At 35.2% G+C, this 15,715-nt stretch carries 13 protein-coding genes; 12 read left to right on the top strand and 1 reads right to left on the bottom strand.

Annotated features, from left to right (window positions below; genetic code table 11):
- Positions 1-250 precede the first annotated feature (250 nt).
- A complete protein-coding gene (locus ACLTBU_RS08250) occupies positions 251-1,639 on the top strand; it encodes a hypothetical protein (RefSeq protein ID WP_249332664.1) in 1,389 nt (462 codons plus the stop codon).
- Positions 1,640-1,723: 84 nt separating this feature from the next.
- Here the strand turns inward: ACLTBU_RS08250 and ACLTBU_RS08245 are convergent, their stop codons facing one another.
- A complete protein-coding gene (locus ACLTBU_RS08245; protein WP_249332665.1) occupies positions 1,724-2,587 on the bottom strand; it encodes a helix-turn-helix domain-containing protein in 864 nt (287 codons plus the stop codon).
- 174 nt (positions 2,588-2,761) lie between these two features.
- Here ACLTBU_RS08245 and ACLTBU_RS08240 point away from each other — a divergent pair, with 174 nt between their 5' ends.
- The 11 genes from ACLTBU_RS08240 to ACLTBU_RS08190 all read left to right on the top strand — a co-directional run bounded on the left by ACLTBU_RS08240 (position 2,762) and on the right by ACLTBU_RS08190 (position 15,710).
- Positions 2,762-3,613, top strand: coding sequence for an SDR family oxidoreductase (locus tag ACLTBU_RS08240; protein ID WP_177668358.1), 852 nt, complete (start codon positions 2,762-2,764; stop codon positions 3,611-3,613).
- A gap of 11 nt (positions 3,614-3,624) precedes the next feature.
- Positions 3,625-4,695 carry a mannonate dehydratase gene (uxuA, locus tag ACLTBU_RS08235; RefSeq protein ID WP_249332666.1) on the top strand — a complete coding sequence of 357 codons (1,071 nt, stop codon included), beginning with the start codon at positions 3,625-3,627 and terminating at the stop codon, positions 4,693-4,695.
- Positions 4,695-5,456 carry a sugar phosphate isomerase/epimerase family protein gene (locus ACLTBU_RS08230; protein WP_412218514.1) on the top strand — a complete coding sequence of 254 codons (762 nt, stop codon included), beginning with the start codon at positions 4,695-4,697 and terminating at the stop codon, positions 5,454-5,456. The genes uxuA and ACLTBU_RS08230 overlap by 1 nt, the downstream gene beginning before the upstream one ends.
- Positions 5,456-6,634, top strand: a complete 1,179-nt coding sequence (locus ACLTBU_RS08225) for a Gfo/Idh/MocA family protein (protein ID WP_412218513.1) — start codon at positions 5,456-5,458, stop codon at positions 6,632-6,634. Before ACLTBU_RS08230 ends, ACLTBU_RS08225 begins: the two co-directional genes overlap by 1 nt.
- Positions 6,635-8,035 carry a glucuronate isomerase gene (uxaC, locus tag ACLTBU_RS08220; protein ID WP_412218512.1) on the top strand — a complete coding sequence of 467 codons (1,401 nt, stop codon included), beginning with the start codon at positions 6,635-6,637 and terminating at the stop codon, positions 8,033-8,035. It abuts the gene before it with no gap.
- A gap of 54 nt (positions 8,036-8,089) precedes the next feature.
- Positions 8,090-8,929 (top strand): sugar phosphate isomerase/epimerase family protein, encoded by an 840-nt coding sequence (locus ACLTBU_RS08215; protein ID WP_412218511.1) that lies wholly within the window; start codon positions 8,090-8,092, stop codon positions 8,927-8,929.
- A 350-nt stretch (positions 8,930-9,279) separates the two neighbouring features.
- Complete coding sequence (locus ACLTBU_RS08210) at positions 9,280-10,593, top strand: DUF3298 domain-containing protein (RefSeq protein ID WP_412218509.1); 1,314 nt, start codon at positions 9,280-9,282, stop codon at positions 10,591-10,593.
- A 165-nt stretch (positions 10,594-10,758) separates the two neighbouring features.
- The gene (locus ACLTBU_RS08205; RefSeq protein ID WP_249332672.1) at positions 10,759-11,016 is read left to right on the top strand and encodes a hypothetical protein; all 258 of its coding nucleotides are present in this window, start codon (positions 10,759-10,761) and stop codon (positions 11,014-11,016) included.
- Positions 11,017-11,073: 57 nt separating this feature from the next.
- Positions 11,074-11,547, top strand: a complete 474-nt coding sequence (locus ACLTBU_RS08200; protein WP_412218508.1) for an LURP-one-related/scramblase family protein — start codon at positions 11,074-11,076, stop codon at positions 11,545-11,547.
- Positions 11,548-11,828: 281 nt separating this feature from the next.
- The gene (locus ACLTBU_RS08195) at positions 11,829-14,471 is read left to right on the top strand and encodes an NYN domain-containing protein (RefSeq protein ID WP_412218507.1); all 2,643 of its coding nucleotides are present in this window, start codon (positions 11,829-11,831) and stop codon (positions 14,469-14,471) included.
- A gap of 255 nt (positions 14,472-14,726) precedes the next feature.
- Positions 14,727-15,710: a M15 family metallopeptidase gene (locus ACLTBU_RS08190; protein WP_249332674.1), complete on the top strand. Its 984-nt coding sequence runs from the start codon at positions 14,727-14,729 to the stop codon at positions 15,708-15,710.
- Positions 15,711-15,715 lie beyond the last annotated feature (5 nt).

Raw genomic sequence — 15,715 nt, 5'->3', positions numbered from 1 at the left:
TTGACAACTCCACACATCTTTTTTATTATGTGTCTACTAAACGGGGTGCATTCTCTTCTTTAGGTGCTTTTTTTATAGACAGGTAAGCAAGCTGTATATACATATTGGTGCGACAAATAAAGCGATACGTTTTGTAAATAAAGAAGAGAAGGTTCTAGGTAATAAGAGTTTAGAATTGTTTAAAATTATGGTAAAATTTATTTGTAATATTTCTATTCTGAATAAATAAAATAACTAAAGGATAATGTGGATGATGAAATACGAAGCATACAAAAGTTTTTTTGTGAACCCAGCAGAGTTTGGTTTCTTACCTGAAGCAAGTGGAATTGAAAACACTAAAGCACTTCAAAAAGCTTTAGATAGGGGAGGGACGATTGTTATAAGCCGCCCTGGTACCTATAAGTTAGCAGGAACAGTATATATTGGGAGTCATACGTCCCTCGTATGTGGGAATAATGTTTTTATTAAAAAAGTAGATGAACAGGGCACTTTTACGCACGTTATACTAAACAAAGGGGCCTTAACCAAAACCTATGATGAACATATTAGTATTGAGAATTTACATATTATTGTAAATGGCATAGATGTACGTACCTTTAAAGAGGTATTTGGACTTCATGGGCAGATTGCTTTTTTCTATATTAAAGATTTAAAAATTGAGGGATTCCGCTGCATGGATCTAGGTGCATTGCAATATGGTATTCATGTGTGTACTTTTGAAGATATTATTATTAATGATATCATGATCAAAGGAGATAAAGATGGGGTCCACTTAGGAAGAGGTAAGCGTTTTAGAATCAGTAATGGTGTATTTGAAACATTTGATGATGCTATAGCGCTCAATGCGCATGATTATGATGTAGGAAATCCAGAGTTGGGGTGGATTGAAGACGGTATTGTAGAAAATTGTCATGACTTAGATGCTGAGAAAATGACAGGTTATTTCTGTCGTATCTTAGCTGGAGCATGGAGAGATTGGCAGCCAGGTATGGAAGTTCAAAAATCAGATACTGTTGTTGCACATCATAGACTTTATCGTGTAAGAGAAGATGCAGATGGGAAAATATATACATCTCATACAGAGCCAAGTCATGAAAGTGGGACAGCAGTTTTAGATGGCATACACTGGGTAATGGTTCAAGATGATGTGACTTATACAGCAGGGGTGAGGAATGTTATTTTCCGTAATATCTTTTTAAATAAGGCACGCATTGGATTCTCTGTGCATTTTGATAACGATAGATATAGCCGATCTTACTATCCAGGTTCCAAGGTGCCGAGTCAGGAGCAGCTTACTTTTGAAAATATTAGAGTGTTGCATGATGAAAAGAAAGCTTTTTTATCTATAGGAACACCTATGAATGTTATTACAGTTTCACACTCTAGTCTTAATCATAATCCTATTCATTTTCATGGTAATAAAGCTATGCCAGATTACCTTAAAACTAAGATTAACATGTTTGGATGTGTCTTTAATCATAAAGGAACAATGGATTTGATTATTAATAGTATTGAGAATAAAATGATAGAGTTAAAAACATTTTCAAACATTGAACTTTATGATGAGTTTAAAGCAAATATCATACAAGGTAATGGAAAAATTGAAGTATGCTCTGATCTTACAGGATTAAAAAACTAAAATTATGAGTTAAATAAACTTCTCTTTTGTGAAGTATTTAAGGCACCTGAAAAGGTGCCTTTTTATATGGAACAATGATTAAATTCATTTCTGTATAGAAGTAGAGTAAAATTCTTTAGGTGTCATGCCGTATTCTTGCTTAAAAGCTCTAAAAAAATGAGAGTAATCCCCAAAACCACAACGTTTATATACCTCACTAATAGTGTAATCTTTTAAAATAAGTTCTTTGGAGAAAGCTAATTTTTTCTTAATCATATACCTATGAACAGTAAGGCCTGTATATTTCTTAAATTCTCTAATAAGATGATATTTACTTGTATAAAGCGTCTGAGCAAGTGTATCTAAACTAAGCTCTTCTTCAATATGGTCATGAATATATTCAATACAATTGGAGACAAGCTCACTATAGTGATGCTGATAGATACAGGAGGCCTGAGTATTTTCAAAAGCCCTATTAATAAGGACGAGAAGTTCCGTTAAATAAGTATGATAAAGAATATCGCTACCAAAGGAGGTAGCTTTTTTAGCTTCGAGAATTTTTTTTAGTGTAATATGTATGGCATCAATAATAGACTCTGTGCATCTTAAAAGATTATTACTAGAGGTATAAGTAGAAAAGCAGCTTTCTAAATTCGTAAGAGGGGTAGATAAGCTTTTTAAAAAAGATTTATTAATCCAAAGAACAATGCGCTCATAAGGTATAGCGGGATCATGGATGAGTGCTTGATGAAGCTCTAAAGTATTAATTAAAATCATATCACCAGGTAAAAGCCTATAATGTTTTCCTTCTATAGACATCGATACACTGCCGGAGATAAAAAAGTAGATTTCATAAAAATCATGATGATGAAGTTCTAAATAAGGTAAGTAGGTATCTTTTGAATGTGTAATTTGAAAAGTTGTACTATCCATTGTTTGTTTGGGAGAAAAACGTGTTAATTCAGACATAGGTCCTCCTAGAGCAATTTTTGCAAGTTTTATGCCAATATTAAACTATTAAAGGCATATTTAATTGATCTATAATGAAGAAAATAATAGATTTAAAATAATGAATTATCAATTAATTTATTATAACATAATTTTTAAGCTGTTAGTTTACTAAAAGTCAATAGGAGGCTAATAATGCAAATTCCTTTTTATGTAAGTTTGGAAGATAAGGTGGTTGTTATAACGGGAGCAGGAGGTATTTTATGCCAAAGAATGGCCATGGCATTAGCAGAATGTGGGGCTAAAGTAGCTTTGCTAGACATTAATAAAAGCAGTGTAGATGGGCTTGCTACTCAAATACAAAGAGAAGGAAAAGAAGCTATGGGCATACAGGCTGATGTACTGGATAAGGAGAGTTTAAAAAGGGCACACGAAGTTGTATTAAAAACTTTTGGCAAATGTGACTTACTTATAAATGGGGCAGGAGGCAATCATGATAAAGGGACTACTACAAAGGAATATTTATTTGAAGAAGACCTAGTAGATCAGGAAGTGCAAACTTTTTTTGATTTAGATGATACGAGTATACAGTTTGTTTTTAATCTTAACTTTTTAGGAACGTTGCTGCCAACTCAAGAGTTTGCTAAAGATATGATTGGAAGAAAGGGATGTAGTATTATTAACATTTCTTCTATGAATGCTTTTACACCACTTACAAAGATTCCAGCTTATTCAGGCGCCAAAGCAGCTGTAAGTAATTTTACCAAGTGGCTTGCAGTTCATTTTTCAAAACTAGGCATAAGGGTCAATGCTCTGGCTCCAGGATTTTTTCTCACTAAGCAAAATGAAAAACTTTTATTGAATGAAGATGGGAGTTTAACACAAAGAGCACATAAAATTATAGAGAGCACGCCCATGGGCCGATTTGGAGAGCCAGATGAATTATTAGGTGCTTTATTATTTTTAGCAAGTGAGCAAGGATCAGGATTTGTAAATGGGGTGGTCCTGCCAGTGGATGGTGCTTTTTCAGCTTATTCAGGTGTATAGGGGGCTAAAGTATGAAGATGACTTTTAGATGGTATGGAGAGGATGATCCAGTTAAGCTGGAATACATTGCTCAGATACCAGGAATGTATGGCATCGTAAGTGCGATTTATGACATACCTGTAGGAGAAGTATGGCCTATTGAAAAAATACAACAGTTAAAGAAACGAGTAGAAGCACATCATTTAGAACTCAGTGTGATAGAGAGTGTACCGGTACATGAAGCAATAAAAATGGGTTTGCCTGAAAGAGATACCTATATTGAGCATTATAAACAAACCGTTAGAAATTTAGGACGCTCGGGTATCAAAACAATTTGCTATAATTTTATGCCAGTATTTGACTGGACACGTAGTGACTTAAATTATGTATTACCAGATGGTTCTACAACTTTAATTTTTGAAGCAGATAAAATTAAAACGTTAGACCCAAGTCTTGGGAAATTGAAGCTTCCAGGATGGGATACTTCTTATGAAGAGCATACGCTTAAGGCACTTTTAGAGCAGTACCAGAGTATTGATGAAGAAAAATTATGGGAGAATCTAGAGTATTTTCTAAAGGCAGTTATACCTGTTTGTGAAGAGGAAGATGTGAAGATGGCTATTCATCCAGACGATCCACCTTGGAGTATTTTAGGATTACCTCGTATTATGACAAACTTTGAAAGCTTAAAGCGCCTCATCACGTTATATGATAGCCCCTATAATGGTATTACCCTATGTGTAGGTTCATTAGGATGTGATTTGAAAAATGATGTTGTAAAGATGATTGAATACTTTGGTCAAGAGAAACGACGTATTCATTTTGCACATTTAAGAAATATACTGGTGGAAAAAGAAGGACACTTTAAGGAGATAGGACATTTATCTGAAAAAGGTTCCTTGGATTTTTATAAAATTGTAAAAGCGTATATAGATTATGATTTTGACGGCTACTATAGATCAGATCATGGCAGAATGATCTGGGGAGAGACAGGAAGAGCAGGATATGGACTTTATGATAGAGCACTAGGTGCAGTGTATATTAATGGACTTATAGAAGGTATTCAAAAAAGTAAATCTGCATATGGAGGGGGAAATAGGTAATGAGAGTAGGTGCGCAGCTTTACACTATTAGGGACTATACGCAAACAGAAGAGGCACTTGAGTTATCGTTTAAGAAATTAGCACAGATAGGATTTGAATGGATACAAGTATCAGGGATCGGTAATATAGATCCTTATAAGGTAAGGGCCTTAGCAGATGAGCATAAGCTAGACATTGTTATTACGCATACAAATCCAAAAGAAATCTTAGAAGATACAGAAGCTGTCATCAAAAAACATGAGATTTACGGCTGTCAACATATTGGTATAGGGGCTATGCCACAAGGATATGAAAGAGACCTAATAGGCATTAGGAAATTCATTAAGGACTATACAGAGGTAGCTAAAAAGCTTCAAGCTAGGGGAATGAAGCTTCATTATCATAATCATGGATTTGAATTTGAAAAGTTTGAGGGAAGATTAGCTTATGATGTACTTATCCATGAAACTGATCCAGCATTATGGGGATTTATACCTGATACTTTTTGGATTCAATTTGCAGGCATCAATGCTGCAAAACAACTGATTGCTTTAAAAGATAGAGTCGTAGCCTGCCATTTTAAAGATCTGGCAATGAAGGGGCATAAGCAAATAATGGTACCTGTTATGGAAGGTAATTTATGTTTTGATGAAATTATAGTGGCATGTGAGATAGCGCATATTGCTTATGCCATGATTGAACAAGATGATTGTAATGGAGAAGATCCTTTTAATTGTTTAGAAAGAAGTTTTGTCAATCTAAGGAAAGTAGGTGTTAAATAATGAATGAAGTGAGAATAGGCATTGTAGGAATTGGGAACATGGGGAGTGTTCATGCCAAAAATATCGTAGATGGAAAAATACAAGGTCTTAAGTTAACAGCAGTATGTGATATTGATGCGCATAAAAGAACATGGGCTAAAGAAAATTTAGGTGAGGAGATAGCTCTTTTTACAGACTATAAAGAAATGATTAAGAGTGGATACATTGATGCGGTGCTTATTGCAACACCTCATTATATTCATCCGGATATTGCAATTTATGGATTTTCTAAAGGCCTCCATGTATTAACGGAAAAGCCAGCAGGTGTTTATACGAAACAAGTAGAAGCTATGAATGCTGCTGCAAAGGAAGCAGGAACTGTATTTGGTGTAGTCTATAATCAAAGAACCAATCCTCTTTATAAAGCATTAAAAAAATTAATCGATGAAGGAAAACTAGGAGAGCTTAAACGTTGTGTATGGATTATTACCAATTGGTACCGTACACAAGCTTATTATGATTCAGGAAGCTGGCGTGCCACATGGGCAGGAGAAGGTGGCGGTGTACTCATCAATCAATGTCCACATAACTTAGATTTATGGCAATGGTTATTTGGGATGCCTTCTAAAGTCACTGGTTTTACGGCTATAGGAAAGTATCATCACATCGAGGTAGAAGATGATGTAACAGCTTATGCGGAATATGACAACGGCGCAACTGCAGTCTTTATTACAACAACAGGGGAATGTCCTGGAACAAATCGCTTAGAAATCTCAGGAGATAGAGGAAAAGCTGTTATTGAAGAAGGCGTACTTAAATTTTATGAATTAGAGCAAGGAGAGAGAGAGTACTGTTTTACTAGCCAGGAAGGATTTGGAAGCCCTAAAATGAATGTACACAACGTGGAGGGAGAAGGGATAGAGACTGGGCATAATGGTATATTACAAAACTTTACTAATGCTATTTTATATGGTGAAAAATTGATTGCGCCAGGAGAGGAAGCTATTAGAGGCTTAACGATCTCTAATGCCATTCATCTTTCAAGTTGGCTAGGTCAATCTGTAGAACTCCCAATCAATGCAGATCTTTACTTAGAAAAGTTACAAGAAAAGATTGCAGATTCTAAGGTTAAGCCTGAAGTCACTTCTAAAATTTCTGATTTACAAGGAACTTATAATAGTCGGTGGGATGTGAGATAGATGGAAACCTTTATGAACGATAACTTTTTATTAGAGACAGAGACTGCCAAGCACTTATTTATGGAGTATGCTAAGCATATGCCCATTTGTGATTATCATTCCCATTTAAGTCCAAAAGAAATTTGGGAGGATAAAAAGTATACCAATATTACCCAGTTATGGCTGTATGGTGACCATTATAAATGGCGTGCTATGCGTCTTGGTGGCATTCCCGAGGACTATATAACAGGAAATAGAAGTGACTATGAAAAGTTCATAGCTTATGCAAAAACATTGGAAAAAGCTATTGGTAATCCATTATATCATTGGACGCATTTAGAACTACAAAGGTATTTTGATATACATACTCCTTTATGTGAAAAGACTGCTAAGGAAATTTGGGATGCTTGTAATAAAGTGATTCAATCAGAAGATTTTAGTGTTCGAAAATTGCTAGAGAAGATGAATGTTTATTATGTAGCAACAACAGATGATCCTATAGATTCACTAGAATTTCATAAGTATTTAAAAGAAGAAGGAAAGTGTTTTACAAAAGTAGCGCCAACCTTTAGACCAGATAAAGTATTAAATATAGAACAAGAAGATTTTAGAGGCTATATAGAGGCATTATCAAAAATAAGTGGGATTGAAATTAAAAGTTTAAAAGCTTTAAAAGAGGCGCTTTTAAAACGAATAGATTATTTTAAGGATTGTGGCTGTCGTTTATCGGATCATTCACTTTCAATGGTTCCTTATGGTCCTATAGAAGAGCGTGAAGCAGCGTTCATATTAGAAAAGGCCTTAAGAGGAGAGCCTTTAACAAGTGAAGAAGTAGAAGGTTATAAAACTTATTTAATGATCTTTTTAGCCAAAGCCTATGAATCACATGGGTGGGCGATGCAACTACACTTAGGTGCTATGCGTAATAATAGTCAAAAGATGCTTAAGAAGATTGGACCAGATACAGGATTTGATTCGGTTAGAGATGGGGAAATAGCAGGTAAGTTATCAGGCTTATTAAATGAGATGGAACTACAAGATGGACTGCCTAAGACGATTTTATATACCTTAAATCCTATTTACAATATGATAGTAGGAACGATGATAGGAAACTTTAGTTCAGATAGTGTAGCTGGGAAAATGCAATTTGGAACGGCTTGGTGGTTTAATGATAACAAAGATGGCATCATAACACAGCTTAAAGATTTAGGTAACACGGGAGTTCTTGGAAACTTTATAGGGATGCTAACAGATTCTAGAAGTTTTCTGTCTTTTACAAGACATGAGTATTTTAGAAGAATCCTTTGCAATCTTATTGGCAAATGGATGGAACAAGGTGAAGTACCTAACGATTTAGCGATGATGGGTAAGATAGTAGAAGATATTTGCTTTAATAATATTAAAAATTACCTTAATGTCTAAGTCTATTATTGATAGCCAATTAACATACGAAGTTTAGGATAAGGAGAATGAAATATGAGCCAATTTATAGTATCAGCTTTTGCCGATGAGATTGATATGGATTTAAAAACTCAAATGGATGTACTAGATACGCATGAAATGAAGTTCATTGAAATGCGCGGCGTAAACGGACAAAATGTTTCAGACCTTACATTAGAAGAGGCAAAAGAAATTAAAAAACAACTAGAAATAAGAGGTTTTCAGGTATCAGCAATAGGTTCTCCTATTGGAAAAATTGGAATAGAGGATTCGTTTGAAGCTGAACTTGATAAATTTAAACATACATTAGAAATCGCAAAGATATTAGATACACGTTATATACGTATGTTTAGCTTCTTTATACCAGAAGATAAAAACCCAGAAGATTATTTCGAAGAAGTGATAAGGAGATGGAGAGCTTATATTGAAGCAGCAGTAGGAACAGGGATGATATTACTTCATGAAAATGAAAAAAATATTTATGGAGATACTGCCGGGAGATGTTTAAAGCTCATAGAGACATTAAAGTGTGATTTTGTAAAATTAACTTTTGATCCAGCCAATTTTGTTCAGGTAGGTCAAGATACTATAGGTGCTTATGAATTATTAAAAGACTATATTGCATATATACACATTAAAGATGCAGATCAAGCAGGAAATGTCGTACCCGCAGGATATGGTATAGGCAATGTAAAAGTTATTTTAGATAACCTTAAACATAGAGGATATGAGGGTTTCTTATCATTAGAGCCTCATCTTGGTCAATTCCAAGGCTTAGAGAACTTTGAGCTAGATGATCGTTATCAAAAATTACCGCCAAGTGGTGCGAAGACTTTTGCTGTAGCAGCTGCTGCATTAAAGAAGCTTATGAAATAAATTCATTTATAAATTAGGTTCATCACCATTAACTGTGCTGGACAAATTAAATACCAAATTTTGTAAATAAAAAATGCCTCTATTATCCTTTACTCTTGTAAGTGCGAACAAACTTGAGAGTGAGCTTTTGACAGTCTAAAGGCTGTCAAGCTGAGCCATAAATTATAGATGATAAGTCAGGATAAAGCTTTATGAGAGCTTGAAAATGAGGTAAACAAGATACAAAAGAAGTAAAGATGTTAATAGGCAATAGAGAGAGAAAAAAATGCAGTGAAAAATATTTTTTATTGAAACTTTTCAAATAACTAAACTGTCTAAAGAGTATTATAGTATGAAAAGGAGTAGATACAATGTTAAGAAGAAGTCAATGGTACATCAGACAATCTTTAAAAGTGGGGTTAATCGTAGCATCTTTAGGAATGGGGGGAATGACTTTTAATTTATATGCGAATGAACTCGATATAGCAGTATCACAGGATAGAGCAGATACAAAAGAGATAAACGTGGTTATGATACCAAAATCTTATCAAGAGGATACAAAAAGTTATAGCGTTCAAGTAACGGTTCCACAAATAAGTAGTGAAAAGTATAGTATGTATGCTAAAACGATAGAGGATAGAATAAACAAAGAGATGCAAGATGCTTTGGAATTAGCTAAACATAGAGGTAAGGAATATTATAAAGCTTATTTAGCAACAGGAGGTAAGGAGTCTGATTACAGACCTGTTGACATAAAAGTGGATTATGATGTGAAGTATAATACAGATGGAGCCGTATCCCTAGGCATTTATAAGACAGAAAGTATAGGTTCTGCATATGATACAGCTTATTTTTACAATTTTGATTTAGAAAGTCAAAAAGAAATAACTTTAAAGGATTTTTATGGTGAAGATTACAAAAGGATTATTGATGAACAAATCATGAATCAAATAAAAGAGCGTATAGCTCAGGAAGATGCCGTTTATTTTGAAGGGTTTGAAGGGATTAAAGAAGATCAGGTCTTTTATATTAATGAAAAAGGAAATCCTGTAATTGTTTTTGATAAGCATGAAATTGCCCCAGAATTTATGGGGATGCAATCTTTTGAAATAGTAAATCCAGCCAAGTTACTTCAGCTAGAACCTGAAGCACATTATGATGTAAAAAGATCTATATTACCTAATAATCCACGTGTAAGTTATCCTAAGGTAGAAGGGTATAAAGGTGAACTTTTACAAGATTATATCAATCAAAGCCTGTATCGTGTAGTTGAAAAGTATCAAAAGGATACTTATTCTAATCTAAGACTAGATTATGATGTAACACGTATGGATGATAGCATCCTCAGTGTACTTTATAGAGGAAGTGTAGATATAGAAGGATTAGGAACAAAAATGTTCGTAGATAGTATTAACATAGATCTTAGTAAGGATAAAACAGTGGATGAGATTAATGTTAAAAATTTCATTTTACCTACTCAAGAAGCACAAACTGCCTTTAATAAAATTTTAGAGGAGAAATTAAAAGAACAGGGGATAGAAGAGGTACAGGTAGAAGGCCTTAGTGTATACTTTAAAGATAACAGAGCAGTATTTTATTACATGATTCCAGACGATAGTGTGCAAAAAGTTGTAGAAGTAGTGATACCTTTAGTTGAATTAGAAGGAATCAAGGCTAACTTTTAGGAGTACTTTAGTCTATATAAGATTGAAATTAATCCCCTTGCAGAAAGATAAGCTGTAAGGGGATTAATTTCAAGAGTGATAGGGTCTCCTATTGGAAAATTGGAGTAGAGGATGCCTTTGAAGTCGAACTTGATAAATTTAAACCTACATGATTAAAAGACTATATTGCATATATGCATATTTAAAGATGCAGATCAAAAAGGAAATGTAGCACTGGAAGGATATGGTATAGGTAATGTAAAAGACATTTTAGATAACCTTAAACATAGAGAATATGAGGGTTTCTTATCATTAGAGCCTCACCTTGGTCAATTCCAAGCTTTAGAGAACTTCGAGTTAGATGATCGTTATCAAAAATTACCGCTAAGTGGCGCGAAGACGTTTGCCGTAGCAGCTACTGCATTAAATGAATTTATGAAATAAATTCATTTATACGTTATAATAGAACTAGAAGTATACTACAGGAAGGAGGGGTCGAATATGAAAATGCTTTTTAAACAACGTTTTTTCTCATGGTTTGATAGTTATGATATTTATGGGGAAGATGGAAGTGTCTTATATACAGTTAAAGGAAAGATGGCATGGGGACATTGTCTAGAAGTCTATAATGCCAAAGAAGAACATATTGCCACCTTGAAGGAAGAGGTATTTACTTGGATGCCAAGATTTCGTATATACTTAGGAGATCATTATGTAGGAGATATCAAAAAGGAGTTTACCTTTTTTAAACCTTCTTTTTCCTTAGATTATAAGGGATGGGAAGTAACAGGTGATTTTTTTGATTGGGATTATGAAATAACAGAGAGTGGCTCTGCTATCGCATGGGTTTCAAAACAGCTTTTCAATTTTACCGATACCTATACCATTGAAGTGGCTCAGCCTGAAAATGCCTTAATGTGTCTTATGATTGTACTTGCTATTGATGCTGCTAAATGTTCAGAAAATAATGCCTAAAGCGTATAAGTTTCCTTTCATTTAAAGTATTTTATTCATTTCATAATAGAGAATAAACAGCTTAAAGTAGGATTGCTTTAAGCTGTTTTATTTTGACAGAGCTAGCATAAGTGTATAAACTTATTTAACGTATAGAATAAATAAAGCCACGAGGAGTTAAGTGAGACGAATTGTCATAATCTAAGCTTACTGGTATGATAAGAATAAGAGATTTAATGGATAGACCTAAGACAGTTAGGATTTAATCATAGACAACAATAGTGAAGGATTTGAAATAACGTATGAAAAAATTAGTCATTGGAATATTAGCACACGTAGACTCGGGTAAGACTACCTTATCCGAGAGTATGCTTTATTTGAGCGGTAAAATTCGAAAGTTAGGTAGGGTAGACAATAAGGATGCTTATCTAGATACTTATGAGTTAGAAAGGGCAAGGGGGATTACCATCTTTTCTAAACAGGCTATGCTAACGGTAGAGGATACTCAGATAACCTTGTTAGATACCCCTGGACATGTAGATTTTTCGGCTGAAATGGAGAGAACACTTCAAGTATTAGATTATGCCATTTTGGTTATTAGTGGTGCAGATGGTGTGCAAGGGCATACACAGACACTATGGCGATTACTAGCTCTATATCAAATACCTGTTTTTCTATTTGTTAACAAGATGGATCAACCAGGAACGGATAAGGAAAAATTACTAGAAGAATTAAAAAAACGTTTAAATGATGGTTGTATTGAATTTGGACAAGAGGAGAGCGAGGACTTTTATGACCAGCTGGCCATGTGTGATGAAGAGCTTATGGAAAGCTATCTAGAGACGGGAGAGATTCATACTGTGCAAATTGCAAAAGGGATTAAAGAGCGTAAAGTATTCCCATGTTTCTTTGGTTCAGCATTAAAATTAGAGGGTATAGAAGCGTTCATGCAAGGCATTGTAAAGTATGCGCAGATACCTTCTTATGATGAGGCATTTGGTGCAAAGGTATTTAAGATCGTAAGAGATGAGCAAGGCAATCGCCTAACTTATATGAAGATTACAGGTGGAAGTCTTAAAGTTAAAGAGGCTTTAGTTAATCGGGATTGGGAAGAGAAAGTAAATCAGATTCGTATCTATTCAGGGCAAAAATTTGAAGCAGTGAATGAGGTAGAGGCAGGGACTATATGCGCCGTAACAGGACTTAATCAAACTAGGCCAGGAGAAGGCTTAGGGATAGAAGAAGCTTCAAGTACACCCCTCCTAGAACCTGTACTTTCTTATCAAATTTTACTGCCGGAAGGCTGTGACCCAAGAGTTATGCTCCCTAAATTACGTCAGCTTGAAGAAGAATCACCAGAACTTCATATTGTATGGAATGAGGAGCTTCAGGAAATTCAGGCACAGATTATGGGGGAAGTTCAAATTGAAATTTTACAGAGTCTTATAGAGGAGCGCTTTGGCGTGCGTGTAGCCTTTGACTCAGGAAGAATTCTGTATAGAGAAACCATTGCAAATGTAGTAGAAGGTGTGGGCCACTTTGAACCTTTAAGACATTATGCAGAGGTGCATTTATTATTAGAACCTGGAGAGAGAGGAAGCGGCGTGCAGTTTGCATCAAGCTGTAGTGAAGACGAATTAGAAAGAAACTGGCAAAGACTTGTGCTATCCCATTTAGAGGAGAAAGACTATAAGGGTGTCCTTACAGGATCTGTCATTACAGATATGAAGATCACTTTAGTAGCAGGACGCGCACATAAAAAGCACACAGAAGGCGGTGACTTTAGAGAGGCGACTTACCGTGCAGTGAGACAGGGACTAAAGCAGGCAAAATCTGTATTGTTAGAGCCTTATTATGCTTTCCAATTAGAGCTCCCTGAAAAAATGGTAGGGCGTGCTATGACAGATATTGAGAAAATGCAAGGAACATGTGAAATCTCTCAGACAGATGGTGAAACGGCAGTTCTTGTAGGCAGTGCACCTGTTGTAACCATGAGAAACTATCAAAAAGAGGTTATTGCTTATACTAAGGGACACGGCAGACTATTTTGTAGTTTAAAGGGGTATGAACCTTGTCATAATGCAGATGAAGTTATAGAGTGTATAGGCTATGATTCTGAAAGAGACATAGAAAATCCAACAGGCTCTGTATTTTGTGCGCATGGGGCTGGCTTCTTAGTTACATGGGATGAAGTAAAAGATTATATGCATATTGAGAGTTACTTGAAGGATGAAAAAGAAGCCTTACAGCAAGTAGAGAAGAACCAAGAGACATTTGTAGAAGAAGAGTGGATTGGTTTAGAAGAGATTGACCAAATACTCAATAAAACTTTTTATGCTAACCAAGGAGAAAAATCAGTTTGGAAAAAACGTAAGGCAGGACGCCAGGCTTATTTTGAACCTGTTACTTATACAAGTAGACCGAGAGGTTCCAAAGAAGAGTATCTTCTTGTAGATGGGTATAATATTATCTTTGCATGGCCTGAGCTTAGAGATCTGGCACAGGATAATATGGATGGTGCTAGAATTCAATTACTCGAGTGCCTTACCAATTACCAAGGAATAAAAAAGTGTCAAATCATTGTTGTATTTGATGCCTATCGTGTGCAAGGTAACCGTGCCGAAATCCTGGATTATCAAAACATTCATATGGTCTATACCAAAGAAGCACAAACGGCAGACCATTATATTGAAAAATTTGTACATGATCATCAGGCTAAGTATGATGTAACAGTAGCAACATCAGATGGATTGGAGCAAATTATCATCAGAGGAGCGGGATGTGCGTTGCTATCCGCTCGAGAGTTAAAGGAAGAAATTGAAAGAGCCAATGAAAGAGTAATGCAGGCCTATCAAGACAAACAAGTGGTAGAGCGTAATTATTTAGCAGATGCTTTATCACCCGAGCTTAAACAGCAGATGGAAAACTTAGTTAAAGAAGATTAAAAGGGCTATGCCTCGTATGAATGACGAGGCATAGCCCTTAAGTTTAAGGAAACGGATATTCAAATTTTATTTTTAGTGTAGATAAATGTCAGTTCATGTAGTTTAGAGGTTGATAAAGTACGCGTGATAAGATACCATAAAGGTATAGAGAAGATGACTAAAAATTTACTTGTAGGAGCTAGCTATAGGGGATGAAAGTGATGCATACACCATACATGTATCCTATGTCAGCTAGATTAGCATAGGAGGGTTGAGATGAATAAAAAAGCTAAAAAAAGATACCGTAAGAAGATAAGAAAGTATATAGTAGGAACCAGTTTAGTTATACTAAGCACTGGAATGATTGTAACAATTTATAGTAGTACATTAGAAGATAAGCCTTTTAATGAATATAAAAATGAAACTGAAATGCTAGATAATGATAAGAATAAAGATGAGCCCATAAATGAAAAGCAAGAGGAAGGCATAAGCGAGGAGGCGTATAGCGATGAAAATACAAATGAAAATGCAGATGAGACTGCGGATGTAGAGCCCACTTTATACTATTATGAAGCGGATAAAGAAGAACGCTATTTAGCCTATGCCGAGCGTTATCCAAAGCTTCCATATGAGGAGGTAGTGTGGCAAGTAAATGCAGGTGTTGATCAGCCTCATTATACAGGAGTAACAGAAATTACGGATACAGAAGAAGAGATTATTCTCGTTAATAAATATCATAAGTTGCCTCTTGATTTTGAGCCAAAAGAGTTAGTGCCATTAAGTTCCGGGCCACTTGTAACCCCGGCTACTAAAGAGGCCTATGAACAGATGGTACGTGATGCAAAAGCTGAGGGATATTCTATAAGAGGAGTATCGGCATATCGCAGTATAGCTTACCAGATCGATGTGTATAATCGTTATCTTAGACAAGATCCTGAAGAGGTTGTAGATACTTATAGTGCCAGACCAGGATTTAGTGAACATCATACAGGTAGGACCATTGATTTAGACAATATCTACCGTACAATGGATGAATTTGAACATACTAAAGAAGCAAAATGGGTAGCTGAAAATGCTTATAAATATGGTTTTATTGTACGTTATCCTAAAGATCATGAAGATATAACAGGGTATATATATGAACCATGGCATATTACATATGTTGGAATCCCAATAGCTACTGAGATGAAAGAACAAGGAATAGAGACATTAGAAGAATACTGGGTAAAATATGTAGATCATAAAAAAGCTGAGTTCTAAAGAAC

The organism is Zhenhengia sp. (assembly GCF_046966505.1).
Taxonomy (GTDB): domain Bacteria; phylum Bacillota; class Clostridia; order Lachnospirales; family Cellulosilyticaceae; genus Zhenhengia; species Zhenhengia yiwuensis.
Note: the sequence above shows the minus strand (reverse complement) of the source record. Positions and strands in the feature narration are given on the sequence as shown.